At 62.8% G+C, this 15,457-nt stretch carries 15 protein-coding genes; 11 read left to right on the top strand and 4 right to left on the bottom strand.

Annotated features, from left to right (window positions below):
- Positions 1-218 precede the first annotated feature (218 nt).
- The 6 genes from RAK1035_RS18450 to idi all read left to right on the top strand — a co-directional run bounded on the left by RAK1035_RS18450 (position 219) and on the right by idi (position 6,442).
- Entirely contained in the window at positions 219-1,013 is a 795-nt protein-coding gene (locus tag RAK1035_RS18450; RefSeq protein ID WP_232279176.1) for a cobalamin B12-binding domain-containing protein, read from the top strand.
- A 36-nt stretch (positions 1,014-1,049) separates the two neighbouring features.
- Entirely contained in the window at positions 1,050-2,480 is a 1,431-nt protein-coding gene (gene ppsR, locus RAK1035_RS18445) for a transcriptional regulator PpsR (RefSeq protein ID WP_037297425.1), read from the top strand.
- Between the two features lie 68 nt (positions 2,481-2,548).
- Complete coding sequence (gene chlG, locus RAK1035_RS18440; protein ID WP_008280363.1) at positions 2,549-3,460, top strand: chlorophyll synthase ChlG; 912 nt, start codon at positions 2,549-2,551, stop codon at positions 3,458-3,460.
- Entirely contained in the window at positions 3,457-4,749 is a 1,293-nt protein-coding gene (locus RAK1035_RS18435; RefSeq protein ID WP_008280362.1) for a BCD family MFS transporter, read from the top strand. The genes chlG and RAK1035_RS18435 overlap by 4 nt, the downstream gene beginning before the upstream one ends.
- 2 nt (positions 4,750-4,751) lie before the next feature.
- A complete protein-coding gene (locus RAK1035_RS18430) occupies positions 4,752-5,930 on the top strand; it encodes a geranylgeranyl diphosphate reductase (protein ID WP_037297424.1) in 1,179 nt (392 codons plus the stop codon).
- Positions 5,927-6,442, top strand: coding sequence for an isopentenyl-diphosphate Delta-isomerase (gene idi / locus RAK1035_RS18425; protein WP_008280360.1), 516 nt, complete (start codon positions 5,927-5,929; stop codon positions 6,440-6,442). Before RAK1035_RS18430 ends, idi begins: the two co-directional genes overlap by 4 nt.
- A gap of 12 nt (positions 6,443-6,454) precedes the next feature.
- Here the strand turns inward: idi and RAK1035_RS18420 are convergent, their stop codons facing one another.
- Together RAK1035_RS18420 and RAK1035_RS18415 are read right to left on the bottom strand one after the other, a co-directional pair.
- Complete coding sequence (locus RAK1035_RS18420) at positions 6,455-6,787, bottom strand: AzlD domain-containing protein (protein ID WP_008280359.1); 333 nt, start codon at positions 6,785-6,787, stop codon at positions 6,455-6,457.
- Positions 6,784-7,506, bottom strand: a complete 723-nt coding sequence (locus RAK1035_RS18415; protein WP_008280358.1) for an AzlC family ABC transporter permease — start codon at positions 7,504-7,506, stop codon at positions 6,784-6,786. Before RAK1035_RS18415 ends, RAK1035_RS18420 begins: the two co-directional genes overlap by 4 nt.
- Positions 7,507-7,564: 58 nt before the next feature.
- On the opposite strand from RAK1035_RS18415, the gene RAK1035_RS18410 reads away from it, so the two are divergent.
- From RAK1035_RS18410 to RAK1035_RS18395, 4 genes are read left to right on the top strand one after another with little or no spacing between them, the layout of a single operon-like run.
- Positions 7,565-8,455: a formate dehydrogenase accessory sulfurtransferase FdhD gene (locus tag RAK1035_RS18410; protein WP_008280357.1), complete on the top strand. Its 891-nt coding sequence runs from the start codon at positions 7,565-7,567 to the stop codon at positions 8,453-8,455.
- Positions 8,452-9,087: a molybdenum cofactor guanylyltransferase MobA gene (gene mobA / locus RAK1035_RS18405; protein ID WP_008280356.1), complete on the top strand. Its 636-nt coding sequence runs from the start codon at positions 8,452-8,454 to the stop codon at positions 9,085-9,087. The genes RAK1035_RS18410 and mobA overlap by 4 nt, the downstream gene beginning before the upstream one ends.
- Complete coding sequence (gene mobB / locus RAK1035_RS18400) at positions 9,084-9,575, top strand: molybdopterin-guanine dinucleotide biosynthesis protein B (RefSeq protein ID WP_008280355.1); 492 nt, start codon at positions 9,084-9,086, stop codon at positions 9,573-9,575. Before mobA ends, mobB begins: the two co-directional genes overlap by 4 nt.
- Positions 9,572-11,671 (top strand): molybdopterin-binding protein, encoded by a 2,100-nt coding sequence (locus RAK1035_RS18395; protein ID WP_008280354.1) that lies wholly within the window; start codon positions 9,572-9,574, stop codon positions 11,669-11,671. The genes mobB and RAK1035_RS18395 overlap by 4 nt, the downstream gene beginning before the upstream one ends.
- 7 nt (positions 11,672-11,678) lie before the next feature.
- Here the strand turns inward: RAK1035_RS18395 and RAK1035_RS18390 are convergent, their stop codons facing one another.
- Positions 11,679-12,662 carry a KpsF/GutQ family sugar-phosphate isomerase gene (locus RAK1035_RS18390; RefSeq protein WP_008280353.1) on the bottom strand — a complete coding sequence of 328 codons (984 nt, stop codon included), beginning with the start codon at positions 12,660-12,662 and terminating at the stop codon, positions 11,679-11,681.
- 157 nt (positions 12,663-12,819) lie between these two features.
- Here RAK1035_RS18390 and RAK1035_RS18385 point away from each other — a divergent pair, with 157 nt between their 5' ends.
- Complete coding sequence (locus RAK1035_RS18385) at positions 12,820-14,043, top strand: MFS transporter (RefSeq protein ID WP_008280352.1); 1,224 nt, start codon at positions 12,820-12,822, stop codon at positions 14,041-14,043.
- Between the two features lie 8 nt (positions 14,044-14,051).
- Here the strand turns inward: RAK1035_RS18385 and RAK1035_RS18380 are convergent, their stop codons facing one another.
- Entirely contained in the window at positions 14,052-15,422 is a 1,371-nt protein-coding gene (locus tag RAK1035_RS18380) for a glutamate--cysteine ligase (protein ID WP_008280351.1), read from the bottom strand.
- Positions 15,423-15,457 lie beyond the last annotated feature (35 nt).

Raw genomic sequence — 15,457 nt, 5'->3', positions numbered from 1 at the left:
CGTGTGGTTTGCCTAATTTTACCCCGATACGCATGGATTCCGCGCGCGGGGCAGATTTGTTGCCTTGGTCTGTCAGGATAATTTGACATTTGACCTCTGCGCCCGCACACTAGGTATACGGAGCAGAAAACGCGCCGCCCTTTTGTCCCGTGCGCGATTCGCAGTATAGTGAAACGCAGAGGATCGCGGGATAGTAGGGTCGCCTGGGAGGGCAACGCATGAGGGAACCCGACGACAGCGGGTCTGGTCCGCAAGCATCAGGAATACGGTTTCTTGTCGAATCCGCCTTGCGAAAGGTGGCGCTCGACAAGCAGGGCGGAGATATTCCCAAGAGCCGCGGTGAGTGGATTGCAAGGCTGTGCGCCGCGCTTACCGACGAATCCGAAGCGGCGCATCAGCGGGTCATTGCCTCGATGGTGGCCAACGGGATTTCCTCAAATGAGATCTATCAGACTTATGTTCCCGACGCCGCGCGCTTTCTTGGAGAGATGTGGGTGCAGGACAAGGCAAGCTTTGTCGATGTAACGGTGGGGGCGGCCCGGCTTCAGGCGCTGTTCCGGTCGCGGGACGCGGCCGATCTGGGCGGCTGGATGGATCGCAGTATTCCGCTTGGTCAGTCGGTGTTGATGATTGTGCCAACCTTTGAGGATCACTCGATTGGCGCTTTTGTCGCGGCGGATCAGTTCCGCCGACATGGTATTTGGGTCCACATGGCCATAGGGCTGGAGGTTGAGGAGCTGAAACATCTGCTTGGGTCTGGCAGGTTCGCCATGGCCGGTATCACGGCGGGAAGTCTGAAAACGCTTGAACAATTGACGGAATTGATAGATTACCTACGTTCTAATTTGGACAGTTGTCCGCCCATCGTTATCGGAGGGCGGTTGGTGGACAAGCCGAGAGAAGTGGAAAAGCGGACTGGCGCGGATTTTGCAGTACGGACAGCACGAGAAGCAATTGAGCTGTGCGGTCTTGCATCCGTGGTTGATCCGTTATCAATCGACGCGAATACGTAATCCGCGCGCCCTGCGCGCGAGAGTTGGGATAGCAGCGTGACGAAGCAGAACAGGACGTCTGAGCGGCCCCTAACGGGTGGATTGCCCGGATCATCGAGCGTTGATCGCTTGATCGAGCAAGCCTCTGACATCGCGGTCATGCTTGACGAAAAATCTCTTGTGGTCGCCATATCGGTTAGCCCGGACCTGCCTGAATTGGGCAGTCTGGAGCATTGGGTTGGGCGGGATTTCCGCAATTTCCTCACGGTTGAAAGCCGCACCAAGTTTGATGCCCGTCTGTTAGAGATGCGGGCTGATCCTGATGCCCTGCCGCGCCCGTTGGAGATGAATCACCGAGACAATGCCAATTGGGAATTCCCGGTGCGCTACACGTTGCACCGTGATCCGGACAGTGGTGGCGTTCTCTTGCTGGGGCGCGATATGCAGCCGCTGGCGGAAATTCAGCAGCGTCTGGTGCGCGAGCAGATGGCGCGCGAGCGGGAGCTGGAAAAGTTTCGCGGCATTGAGACCTGTTACCGGGTGGTGCTTGAGGCGTCCGAGACGCCGCTGGTTCTGGTCGAGCCGGATCAGGGGCGCATTCGTGACATCAATTCCGCCGGGGCGCTGTTGCTTGGGTCCAAGCGGGATGTGCTTGCGGGCAATGCTTTTGCGCAGGCCTTTGAAGGGCAGCGGCGGGGCGGGTTCATGGATCAGTTGCGCGCTGCGGCGGCCTCGGATGAAATCACCGGGTTAGAGGCTGTGGCGCGGCGCAATGGGCGGCTGGTGCAGTTGAGCCCGGATTTCTTTCGCGCCTCGGGCGAGGTGCTGATGCTGTGCCGCATGGCACCGGTCGAAGATGAAGAGGCGGCGCGCCCTGAATCGGCGCAATCGCTGACGGCGCTCTTTGAAGCGGCGAGCGATGCAATCGTGCTGCTGGATGCCAATGGTTTGGTTCGGGATGCGAACGAGGGCTTTTTGGTGCTGTCCGATGCCGCGCAATTGCGGGATGTGCAGGGACGTTCGATGGCGGATTTCTTGTCGCGGGGCAGTGTCGATCTCAAGCTTATTCTGGATAACACCCGCAAAACCGGCCGGATGCGCAGCTATGCCGCACAGGTACAGAGCATCGTTGGCACGCGCACGTCCGTGGATATTTCCGCCGCACGCCTGCGTGGGCGCAATGCTGATCTGGGTGTTGGCCTGATCATTCGCGATACCAGCCCCCGCGATCTGCCCAATGTCGAAGAAGCCTCGGCCGTGGTCAGCGAAGAAGCGATGCGCAATGTGATGGACCTTGTCGGGACAGCCTCGCTTAAGGAATTGGTATCTGCCACCTCGGACGTGGTCGAAAAGATGTGCATCGAAACCGCTGTGCGCCTGACCAACAACAACCGGGTCGCCGCCGCCGAAATGCTGGGCCTGTCGCGGCAGAGCCTCTATGTCAAGCTGCGCAAGTTCGGGTTGATCAACGCACAGGATGATGAATAGGCCGATTTGCGCGCCTGCATTCGAGAATCCTCTTCCCTCGCGATGGATTGTATAGTTTAATTGACACCATGAGTGTCACAGAGTCCTTACACATCGTGCGCCGCCTGCCAGAGCCTCGGGCCCTGCTGACCTTGATCAAGCCGATCACATGGTTTCCGCCCATTTGGGCCTACCTGTGCGGTGTCATCTCTTCGGGCGTTTCTCCTTTGAATAACTGGGGTCTGGTGATCCTGGGCATGGTGCTGGCGGGGCCGGTCGTCTGTGGCATGAGCCAGGCGGCGAATGACTGGTGTGACCGGCATGTGGATGCGATCAACGAACCGCATCGCCCGATTCCCTCTGGCCGGGTGCCGGGGCGTTGGGGGCTGTGGGTGGCGCTGGCGATGTCGGCGCTGGCGCTGGGGATGGGGGCGTTCCTCGGGCCTTGGGGCTTTGGCGCGACGGTGTTTGGCGTGCTGGCGGCTTGGGCCTATTCGGCAGAGCCGGTGCGCCTCAAGCGGTCGGGTATCTGGGGGCCGGGCCTTGTCGGGCTGTGCTATGAGGGGCTGCCGTGGTTCACGGGCGCGGCCGTGTTGGCCGCAGGCGCGCCCAGCGGGCCGGTCATCATAATTGCTGCGCTCTATGCCATTGGCGCGCATGGCATCATGACACTCAATGATTTCAAGGCATTGGAGGGCGACCGCCAGACGGGCGTCAATTCCTTGCCCGTCACGCTTGGCCCGGAACGGGCGGCGCGCGTGGCCTGTATCGTGATGGCCCTGCCGCAACTGGCGGTGATCGGCCTTTTGCTGGCCTGGGGCCGCCCGTGGCATGCTGCCGCAATCGCCGTGCTTTTGCTTGGCCAGTTTTGGGCAATGCGTATTCTTCTCTCTGATCCCAAGGGCCGTGCGCCTTGGTATAACGGGACAGGCGTCATGGCCTATGTCACCGGTATGATGATCGCGGCCTTTGCCCTGCGCATGATCGGAGGCGCGCCATGACGCTGAGTTGGTTGCAGATTTTCCGCATGGGTCTGGTGCAGATGTGCCTTGGCGCGGTGGTGGTGCTGACCACCTCGACGCTCAACCGCCTGATGGTGGTTGAACTGGCGCTGCCTGCGGTGCTGCCGGGTCTTTTGGTGGCGCTGCATTACGGCATTCAGATCACGCGGCCCAATTGGGGGTATCTCTCGGATACGAGCGGGCATCGCACCCGCTGGATCATCGGGGGAATGGCGGTGCTGGCCTCGGGCGGGTATCTCGCGGCGCTTGCCGTGGTGATCATGGAAAGCCAATTTGGCCTTGGTCTGGGCCTGTCTATTCTTGCCTATGCCCTTATCGGGCTGGGTGTTGGTGCGTCGGGCACCTCGCTTTTGGCGCTTTTGGCCACGGCCACAGCCCCGCGGCGGCGGGCGGCGGCGGCCACGATCACCTGGCTGATGATGATCGGCGGCATCGCCGTAACCGCAACCACGGTGGGTGCCTTTCTCGACCCCTATACCCCGGCCTTGTTGCTGGAAATCGTGGGCGTTGTGGCACTGGGCGCGGTGGTGCTGACCGCGCTTGCTATTCACGGCATCGAGGCGCGCGTTGGGGCGCAGCCTGCCCGTGCCGATGCGCCGCTGCGGTTTCGTGAAGGTTTGGCCGAAATCTGGGCCGAGCGCGAGGCGCGGCTTTTTACGATTTTCGTCTTCCTGTCGATGACAGCTTATTTCATGCAGGAACTCATCTTGGAACCCTATGCCGGGTTGGTGTTTCATTTCACCCCCGGCCAATCCACGCAGCTCAGCGGTGCGCAGAATGGCGGGGTGTTCCTTGGCATGCTGACCGTCGGGGTTGCCGCCACGGGGCTTCGGCTTGGTTCGATCCGGCATTGGGTGGTGGGGGGCTGTTTGGGTTCGGCTTCGGCGCTTGCAGCGATTGCGCTGCTCGGGGCCTCGGGCGCGGCGGCGGCATTCGTCCCGATCGTCGTCGTGCTCGGGTTCTTCAACGGCATGTTCGCGGTGGGCGCGATTGGCGCGATGATGGCGCTGGCGGGGCAGGGGCGCGAGGCGCGCGAAGGCACGCGGATGGGTCTCTGGGGCGCGGCACAAGCGATGGCCGCAGGTTTCGGCGGGCTGATGGGCGCGGCCTCGGTCGATGTGATGCGCCTTTTGTCTGATACGGATGCTACGGCGTTCGGCACGGTCTTTTTCTTTGAGGCCGGACTTTTCGTGCTCTCGGCGCTGATGGCGCTCAGGGTGATTGATCATGGCCGCGACCGCGGCGCGACGCTTGTTCCGGGGGAATGACCATGTTTGACGTAGTTGTAATCGGGGGCGGTCCGTCTGGGGCCACTGCAGCCGAGGATCTGGCCCGCTCGGGTTATAAGGTGGCGCTTTTGGACCGTGCCGGGCGGATCAAGCCCTGCGGCGGGGCGATCCCGCCGCGCCTGATTGCCGATTTCAACCTGCCTGACGCGCAGATCGTGGCCAAGATCACCACCGCGCGCATGATCTCGCCCACCGGGCGGCACGTGGATATTCCGATTGAAAACGGCTTTGTCGGCATGGTGGATCGCGAGCATTTCGACGAGTTCCTGCGTGTTCGTGCGGCACAGGCCGGGGCTGTACGCGCCACGGGCACCTATCTGCGGATTGATCGCAGCGGGCCGACACCGGCGGTGATCTACCGCGACAAGGTTACGGGTAACGCACGCAGCCTGCCCACGCGGCTGATCATCGGGGCCGATGGCGCGCGCTCCAGCGTGGCGCGGGACGAGGTGCCGGGGGCCGAGCGCATCCCCTATGTCATCGCCTATCACGAGATTATCGAGGCGCCGGAGGCCACCGCCGCCTATGATCCCAAGCGCTGTGATGTGATCTATGACGGGGCGATTTCGCCGGATTTCTACGGCTGGGTTTTTCCGCATGGCAAATCCGCGAGCGTTGGCATGGGCAGCATGATCAAGGATGTCGATTTGAAACAGGCCACCGCCGATTTGCGCGCGGCCTCTGGCCTTACGGACTGTCCGACAATCCGCCGCGAGGGCGCGCCGATTCCGCTCAAGCCGTTGGATTGCTGGGATAATGGCCGCGATGTGGGCTTGGCGGGCGATGCGGCGGGCGTGGTTGCGCCGTCTTCGGGTGAGGGGATTTACTATGCCATGGTCGGCGGTCGGGTGGCCGCGACGGCGGCGAGTGCTTGCCTTGCCTCGGGGCGGGTGCGCGATCTCAAACTTGCGCGACAGCTTTTCATGCGCGAGCATAAAACGGTGTTCCGGGTTCTGGCGTCGATGCAAAATGCCTATTATAGGTCCGACGAGCGGCGCGAGCGCTTTGTCTCGCTCTGCCATGACATCGACGTGCAGCGGCTGACATTCGAGGCCTATATGAACAAGAAACTGGTCAAGGCGCGACCCATGGCACATCTCAAGATCGGGTTGAAGAACCTCGCCCATCTGACGCGGCTGGTGTCCGCGACCCGAACATGACAGCGCTCATCCCGACATGGATCGGCGGTGATCTGGTTGCCGTGGACAAGCTCGAGGCGCATCAGCGCGGTTTGCGGCACAAGGCGGTGTCGGTCTTTGTCATGGCGGGTGAGGATCTTTTGATTCAGCGCCGCGCGCTTGGCAAATATCATACGCCCGGTCTGTGGGCCAATACCTGCTGCACCCATCCGCATTGGGGCGAAGATCCGCTGGCCTGCGCGCATCGCAGGCTGTCCGAGGAGTTGGGCATCACCGGCCTCTCGCTCACCCATCGCGATCAGGTCGAATACCGCGCCGATGTGGGCGGTGGTCTGACCGAGCATGAGGTGGTGGATATGTTCATGTGCCGCCTGCCTGCGCGCTGTGCGCTTGCCCCGAACCCGGATGAGGTGATGGAGACGCGCTGGATCTCGCTGAATGCGCTGAACGCCGCGATCCGCATGCATCCCACGCGCTATACGCCATGGTTGCGGATTTACATGGCCGAGCATGCGGCGCAGATTTTCGCCTGAGGGCGTTCGCCTTTACATCTGCCCCATCAGGGCAAGCCCGCCATAAAGCGTGACCGCGCCCAAGAGAATCGCCACGATCACGTTGCGCAGCAGATAGCCCGCGATCAGCGTCACCAGCGCCGCCGCCATGCGCGGGGCATCAAGCGTGCCGCCCGTCGCCGCAGGCCAGACCACCAAGGGCGCCACCAGCCCCGGCAGAACCGCGACGGCGGTATAGCGCAGATGCCGGAGCAGCCACGCGGGCAGGGGCCGGTCGCCGATCAGCCCGGTAAAGACAAAGCGCAGCCCAAAGCTGCCCAGACCCAAAAGCACGATCACGATCCAGAGGCTTGTTTTGTCGATCATGGCAACCGCGCCTCCTTGCGCCGCTCAAGCATCAGCTCGACTTGCGCGCCGGTCATCATGCCCGCAACACCCGCGACCAGAAGCCCGAGGTTATAGGGCAGGAACGCAAAGACCAGCGCCAGTGTGACGGACACAAAGGCCGCCGCCAGATGCGCCGGCGTGCGCAGCATTGGCGCGATCATCGCCAGAAAGGTGATCGGCAGCGCAAAATCAAGCGCCAGCCCCTCGGGGATCGAGGTGCCAACCAGCGCCCCCACCAGCGTGAAGATATACCAGAGCGGGCATATGGGCGTGACCACGCCAAAGAAATACGCGAGCCTTTGGGGAATTGACCAACCGGGGTTTTTTTCAAAGGCGACGATGGCGCAGGTATAGCTTTGATCGACGGTGAAATAGGCGGCCAGCGCCCGCTGCCCCAAACTTGCCCCGCCGATATAGGGCGTGAGAGAGGCCGAATACATCGCCATCCGCAGATTGACCGCCAGCGCAGAAATGAGCGCAATCGCGGTGGGTGCGCCATCACTCAGCAGTTGCAACGCGGTGAATTGCGCCGCGCCTGCGATCACCAGAACCGAAAAGCTGAGCGTTTCAAACACGTTCAATCCAGCCTCGGTCGCGACCACGCCAAAGAGCAACGAGAAGGGCACGATCACGAGAATGAAGGGCGCACCGTCGCGCACGCCTTGCCAATAGGTCGAATTGGTGGTTTGCCTATGCACCGCTTGCCCCCTAAGTTGCCCCCGTGCCCTGACACCGCCTATCCAATGCCAGAAGGAGATGCAATTGGCCACGACCGAGGACCTCCTGTCTTATCTCATCGCGCCCGATCCTGCCGCCCCGCGCCTTACGCGCGCGGTCGAGGGCATGGATCACGAGGGCAACCGCACGCAGATTTCGGTGGTCGAGGAGCGCCCCTTGACGATTTTCCTCAATGCGCAGGAAATCGTGACTGCCATGACGATTGGCGATTACCCTGAATATCTGGCGCTTGGTTTCCTGCGCAATCAGGGGATGCTGGGGCCGCAAGAGACGGTCTTGGGCGTGGATTACGACGAAGAGTTGGACACCGTCGTCGTGCGCACCGATGGTCAGACCAGTTACGAGGAAAAGCTCAAGAAAAAGACCCGCACCAGCGGCTGTGCCGTGGGCACGGTCTTTGGCGATATGATGGAGGGGCTGGAGGGCGTGACCCTGCCTGCCGTGACGGTCAAGACCTCGGATCTTTATGCCTTGGCCAGTGTGATCAACCGCACGCCGTCGCTCTATCTTGAGGCGGGGGCGATTCACGGCACCGTGCTTTGTCAAGGCAACCGCCCGCTGGTCTATATGGAGGATGTGGGCCGCCACAACGCCGTGGACAAGATCGCGGGCTGGATGCTGAGCGAGGGTGTCGATGCGGGGGATAAGTTGCTTTACACCACCGGGCGTTTGACCTCGGAAATGGTGATCAAGACCGCGATGATGGGGATACCGGTGCTTGCCTCTCGCTCTGGCTTTACCGCGTGGGGCGTGGAAATCGCGCGCCAGGTGGGGCTGACGCTGATTGGCCGGATGCGCGGCAAGCGCTTTGTCTGTCTTGCGGGGGATGACCGCCTGTTGCGGGATGCGGACCCCGAGAGCGTGGGCGATGAGGAGAAAAAACACCGCCGCAAAGGGGCCGACGAATGACCGAGTCCCTTGGTGTTATCCTTGCCGGCGGGCAGGCCACGCGCATGGGCGGCGGCGACAAGGGGCTGTTGGCCCTTGATGAGCGCCCGATCCTTGCGCATGTGATTGACCGTCTGGGCCCTCAGGTGGGGGCGATGGCGCTCAACGCCAATGGCGAGCCCGCCCGCTTTGCGGCCTTTGGCCTGCCGGTGCTGCCCGATCCCATCCCCGGTTTCGCCGGGCCGCTGGTGGGCGTTCTGGCCGGTCTTGATTGGGCTGCGGGGCAGGGGGCCGACTCTATCGTCACCGTCGCCGCCGACACGCCGTTTTTCCCGACCGATCTTGTGGCGCATCTGACAGGCGTGGCAGAGGGCATGACCCATCCCCTCGTTCTTGCCGCCACCCCGCGCGGTGACACCGAGACCAAATCCATGAGCTGCAGCGGTTTGATCCGCCATCCCACCTTTGGCCTCTGGCCCACGGCGCTGCGGCATGATCTGCGCGCGGCGCTGTTGGACGGGCTGCGCAAGGTGGTGCTCTGGACCGACAAACATGACGGGCGCGAGGCGGTATTTGACGACGCGCTCGATCCCTTTTTCAACGTCAATACGCCCGAGGATCTGGACGCGGCACGCAGGAGACTATCAGCATGAGGATTTATGGCGTCACCGGCTGGAAGAACGCGGGCAAGACCGGGCTGATGGAGCGGCTGGTGGCCGAGATCACGGGGCGCGGCTATACGGTTTCCACTGTGAAACACGCGCATCACACCTTTGACGTGGACCAACCGGGCAAGGACAGTCACCGCCACCGCGTGGCGGGCGCGACCGAGGTGCTCTTGGCCTCGCGTAACCGCTTTGCCCTGATGCATGAACTGCGCGAAGAGGGCGAACCGACGCTTGAATCTCTCTTGCAGAAACTCTCCCCCGTCGATCTGGTGTTGGTCGAGGGCTACAAGCGTGATCGCCATCCCAAGGTCGAGGCGTTTCGCGCCGAAACCGGCAATCCGCTGATTGCCACCGATGATCCCACCATCCGCGCCGTGGCGAGCGATACGGCGTTGACGATCGACCGGCCTCTGTTCGACCTTAACGACACCAAGGCAATTGCCGATTTCATCTTGGCGGAGGTGGCGTTGTGAACCGGTTTGACACGTTTGCGATGCTGGATTGGTCGGGCGGCAACGACACCGGGGCGCGCCCGTGTCGGGATGCGATCTGGCTAGGGGTGACACGCGACGGGGTGGATGAGGCCCCGACCTATCTGCGCAACCGGGCCGAGGCCGAGGCGGCGCTAGTGGCCCTGATTGCGGCAGAGCTTGCGGCGGGGCGCAGGCTTTTGATCGGGGTGGATTTTCCCTTTGGCTTTCCGGCGGGGTTTGCCCGAGGTTTGACTGGCTGCGACAATCCCTTTGCCGTCTGGGACTGGCTGGAAACGGTGATCGAGGATGCACCGGGCGGCAATAACCGCTTTGATGTGGCGGGCGAGATCAACGGGCGCTTTCCCGGCGTGGGGCCATTCTGGTTCAACGGGTTGAAGCGCGAGATTGACGGATTGCCGCGCAAGGACACGCGCGCAGGCCATGGCATGGCTGAGAAGCGCGCGGCTGAGGCGCGGGCACCGGGGGCCTTCACCTGCTGGCAGATGGGGGGCGCGGGGGCCGTGGGTGGGCAGGTTCTGACCGGGCTGCCGGTGCTTAACCGGCTCAGACGCAGGTTTTACGGGCAAGTGTCTGTCTGGCCGTTCGAGGTGTTGGACAAGCCCGTGGCGCTGGTCGAAATCTGGCCGGGGCTGATCAATGCCGCTGTCAAACCCTTGGGCGAGATCCGGGATGCGCATCAGGTGCGGCTGATGGCGCGCGCGTTGGCGCGTTTACCTCAGGAGCAACTGGCCGAAATGCTGGCGGTGGATGCGCCGGAAGAAGGCTGGATTCTGGGTTTGGGATATGAGGCGGCGTTGATTGCCGCATGTGACGACGTGCTCAAACCGCCGCCCCTGCGGAATGATTGTTTTGCACTGCCTGCGGGCGTGGATTGGACGCCGGTCGATGACGCATTGGCGCTTTTGCAAGATCGGCTGCGTCCCGTGGTGGGCCAGACCCGCGCGCCGCTGGCGCAGGCCTTGGGCCGCGTTCTGGCCGCACCCGTCACCGCGCTGCGCGCCAACCCGCCCGAGGCGAATACCGCCGTGGATGGCTATGGCTTTGCCCATGCAAGCCTGACCGCTGGCGATCAAACGCTGCCGCTCGTTGAGGGGCGCGCCGCCGCTGGTGTGCCCTATCCCGACAGCGTGCCCCCCGGCCATGCGGTGCGCGTGCTGACGGGGGCTGCGCTGCCTGAGGGCGTTGATACCGTGATCCTGCAAGAGGATGTGACCTTGGGCGCGGGGCGTATCGCGTTTCGTGCGGGGCTAAAGCCCGGTGCCAATACACGCCGCGCGGGCGAGGATGTGGCGGCAGATGCGCCGGTACTTGCGCCGGGCCGTGTGATTAGCCCTGCCGATCTGGCGCTTTGCGCCGCTGTGGGCGTGGCGGATCTGCCAGTGCATGAACAGCTGCGCGTCGCGGTCATCTCCACTGGCGATGAACTGGTAGAGGCCGGTCATCCCGCCCGACCCGGCCAGATCTATGATGCAAACCGTCCTATGCTTTTGGGTCTTGTGGAGCAGATGGGCTATGCGCCGCTTGATCTGGGGCGTATTGCCGATGACCGCGCAGCGCTTCGCGCTGCGTTGGATCGTGCGGCGGAAGATTCGGATGCCATTCTCACCTCTGGCGGCGCGTCGTCGGGCGATGAGGATCATGTATCGGCCTTGTTGAATGAGGCGGGGGCCATGGCCGAATGGCGTATCGCCCTGAAACCGGGGCGGCCCTTGGCGCTTGGCCTCTGGCGGGGCGTGCCGGTTTTTGGCCTGCCGGGCAATCCGGTGGCGGCCCTTGTCTGTGCGCTGATCTTTGCGCGGCCTGCGTTGCGGCTCTTGTCCGGAGCGGGCTGGTCTGTGCCGCAGGGATTTCACGTGCCCGCCGGTTTTGAGAAACGCAAGAAACCGGGCCGCCGTGAATATCTGCGCGCGCGGATCCGTGAGGGGCGGGCAGAGGTTTTCGCCTCGGAAGGCTCGGGGCGGATCAGTGGCCTAAGCTGGGCCGAAGGTCTGGTGGAATTGCCTGACGGTGCGGTGACCATTCAGCCGGGTGATCCGGTGCGCTATATCCCCTATGCGAGCTTTCTGAGCGCCTGATCCGGGATCAGGCGACCCCGGCGCGCAGGATGTCATGGATATGCACGAGGCCGCGCAATTGCCCGCTCTCATCCACGGCAAAGAGCGCGCTGATCTTGTGGGTGTTCATCACGCCCAAAGCCTCGGACAAGAGCGCCTCGGGCAGGATGCTGCGGGGGTTGCGGGTGGCCACCTCTCCGGCGGTGCGTGCCATGAGGTCTGATAGGTTGCGCCGCAAATCGCCATCGGTGATCACCGCCATTAGCCGACCTTCCTCGACCACGGCCGCCACGCCAAAGCCCTTGGCCGTCATCTCGATCAAGGTTTCGCCCATCGGGGTCTCGGCGCTGACCACGGGCAGGGCCGCGCCGCTGTGCATGACCGAAGAGACGCGCAAAAGCTGCGCGCCCAGCGTGCCGCCGGGGTGAAAGGCCAGAAAATTCTCGCGCTCAAAGCCCCGCAGCCGCATCATCGCCACAGCCAGAGCATCGCCCAAGGCCAGCGTGCAGGTGGTGCTTGTGGTGGGGGCCATGCCGATGGCGCAGGCCTCGGGGGCATTGGGCAGGGTCAGACGGAAATCGGCCTGTTGTCCAAGGGTACTGTCGGGTTTTTTGGTTATGGCGATGAGAGGGATCGCAAAGCGGCGGCTATGGGCAATGATATCGGCCAGTTCCCGGGTTTCGCCAGAGTTGGAGATCAGGATCAGCGCATCTTCCCGTGTGATCATGCCCAGATCGCCATGGCTTGCCTCGCCCGGATGGACATATTGCGCCGGCGTGCCAGTGCTGGCCATGGTTGCCGCGATCTTGGCGGCGATATGGCCAGATTTCCCCATGCCAGAGACGATGACCCGACCCTTGACCTCAAGAAGGCGCGTCACCACTGCATCGAAGTCGATGGGCAGGTCCGCGTGGAGGGCGCTGAGAGCCTCGGCCTCGATCCGGATGACGTCGCGGGCAATCTCGGTCGGGGTTTCGATCTGGGTCCCGGTTTGGGTCTTGGCGGTCGACATGGGCTGAGCCCTCCTTTTTGCGGCAAGTGTTAGCCTGTCGCGCGCGCCGGGCCAAGCACGGGATAGAGATTGCAGCAAAATGCCGCCCCATCACAACCCGTTGAAGGCCGCTCTTTTCCATCTGGTCAGTCTCTGCGCGCCGTCCTATCGTCGCGCCATGAACGCCGATACCGCCCTTCTCGACAGCCGCTATGCCTGGACACGCCTTGGCGTGTCTTTGGCCATTGCCATGATCGGCAATGCCGGTATGTGGTCCATCATCGTGGTCATGCCCGCCATGCAGGCCGAGTTTGGCGTCGACCGCGCGGCGGCCTCTATGCCCTATACGCTGACCATGGTGGGGTTTGCGCTGGGCAACCTTGGTATCGGGCGGGTGGTGGACCGTTTTGGTGTCACGGCGGCGCTGATCGGGTCAGCGCTTCTGATCTCCACTGCGACGGCCCTGGCTGCGATGAGCCCCACGGTTTTGTTGCTTTCGACGCTTCAATTCATGATCGGTTTCGGATCTGCCGCCAGTTTCGGGCCGCTGATTGCCGATGTCTCGCTCTGGTTTCTAAAGCGGCGCGGGATTGCTGTGGCGATCACCGCCAGCGGCAATTACCTGTCAGGGGCAATTTGGCCGGTGATCCTTGCCGGTATTCTGGCAGAGCAGGGGTGGCGGGCGGTTTATATGGTGCTGGCGGTCGTCACGGTGGCAGGGGTGATCCCGCTTGCGCTGTTGTTGCGACGCCGGGTGCCTTTGGCGGCGCGCGCCCATGCTGACAGCCTGTCTTCGGCCCGTGCTGGGGCGACGGGGCTGTCGCCGCGCACTCTGGCCTTGCTTCTGGGCCTTGCCGGGGTGGGCTGCTGCGTGGCGATGTCGATGCCGCAGGTCCATATCGTAAGCTATTGCGTTGATCTGGGTTATGGCCCTGCCGTGGGGTCACAGATGCTGTCGCTCATGCTTTTGGGCGGGGTTGCATCGCGTCTGGTCTCAGGCCTGCTTGCGGATCGGTTGGGGGGCGTGCGCACGCTTTTGATCGGTTCGGCGCTGCAATGTCTGGCGCTGTTCCTCTACCTGCCCTCGGGTGGGCTAACCTCGCTTTATGTTGTCAGCCTTGTCTTTGGCTTGGCGCAGGGCGGCATCGTGCCCAGCTATGCGGTGATCGTGCGAGAGTATATGCCCAGTGCCGAGGCTGGGCGGCGCGTGGGATTTGTGATGATGGCAACCATCGCCGGGATGGCGATTGGCGGCTGGATGTCGGGCTGGATTTATGACCTGACCGGCAGCTATCACATGGCGTTTCTCAACGGCATTGCTTGGAATTTCCTCAACATCGGGATCATGGTTCTGATCCTGATGCGCACCCGGACCAGAACGGGCAGCCCGCTGCCAGCCTGAACAGGCGGTTAATAGCTGTAGTCAGCGTAAATCCGGCTAAGATCACCCGCCCAATCGCTATTATACCGGTCGAGCAATTCATCCGCGGGGGCCTTGCCGGTCTCGACGCTTTCGCGCAGCGCATTGAGGAAATGGGTCTCGTCGGGGATCATGCCGCCGCCGCCCGACCGCGCGCGCGCCTTAAGGCCCGCCTCAGAGATGTTGAGAACCTCGCGGGCCAGTTCGTGCATGTGGATGTCGCCCACCCGCGCCTGAAGCCCGTCCACACTGGCCGCCACCCGCAGCGCATCGCGCGTCTCGGCATCCCAGCCCTTGCAGACGTCCCATGCCGCATCAAGTGCGGATTGGTCATACATCAACCCCACCCAGAAGGCAGGCAGCGCACAGAGCCTGCGCCACGGGCCACCATCGGCCCCGCGCATCTCCATGAATTTCTTGATCCGCGCCTCGGGGAAGGTGGTGGTCAGGTGATCGGCCCAATCGCTCAACGTTGGTTTCTCGCCGGGCAGGGCAGGAAGTTCACCGCGCAGGAAATCGCGGAACGACTGCCCCAGAGCGTCGATATACTTGCCGTCGCGATAGACGAAATACATCGGCACATCGAGCGCGTAATCGGCATAGGCCTCAAACCCGAAACCCTCTTCGAACACAAAGGGCAACATGCCGGTGCGCGCGGGATCAAGATCGCGCCAGACGCGGGCGCGCCAGCTTTTGTGCCCATTGGGCTTGCCCTCGAAAAACGGCGAATTGGCGAAAAGGGCTGTTGCCACCGGCTGCAAGGCCAGCGCCACGCGCAGTTTCTGCACCATGTCGGGTTCTGAGGAGAAATCGAGATTGACCTGCACGGTGCAGGTGCGGCGCATCATGGTGCGCCCCATGGTGCCGACTTTCTGCATATAGCTGTCCATCAGCTTGTAGCGGCCCTTGGGCATGAGCGGCATGTCGTCATGCATCCAGATCGGGGCAGCACCCAGGCCGATAAAGCCCACGCCTACTTTGTCGGCGATGTCCTTGACCTCGCGCAGGTGGTCGTTCACCTCGTCGCAGGTCTGGTGAATGGTCTCAATCGGCGCACCCGAAAGCTCTAGTTGACCGCCCGGCTCGAGGCTGACATTCGCCCCGTCCTTTTCCAAGCCGATGAGCTTGCCGCCCTCTTCTACGGGCGACCAGCCATGCACATCGCGCAGCCCTTCAAGCACCGCCAATACGCTGCGCGGCCCCTCGTAGGGAATGGGGCGCAGCGTGTCCTTGCAATAGCCGAACTTTTCATGCTCGGTGCCAATGCGCCAATCTTGCTTGGGTTTGCAACCACTTGCCAGATATTCTGCAAGTTGCTCATGGCGTTCGATCGGCCCGCCGCCGGATTGTGGGATAGACATATTCGGGCCTCCTGATCAGGGCATTGTCTCGGGCG

The organism is Roseovarius sp. AK1035 (genome assembly GCF_003288315.1).
GTDB lineage: Bacteria > Pseudomonadota > Alphaproteobacteria > Rhodobacterales > Rhodobacteraceae > Roseovarius > Roseovarius mucosus_A.
The sequence above is the reverse complement of the archived record's forward strand: the minus strand, read 5'-3'. Positions and strand labels throughout refer to the sequence as shown.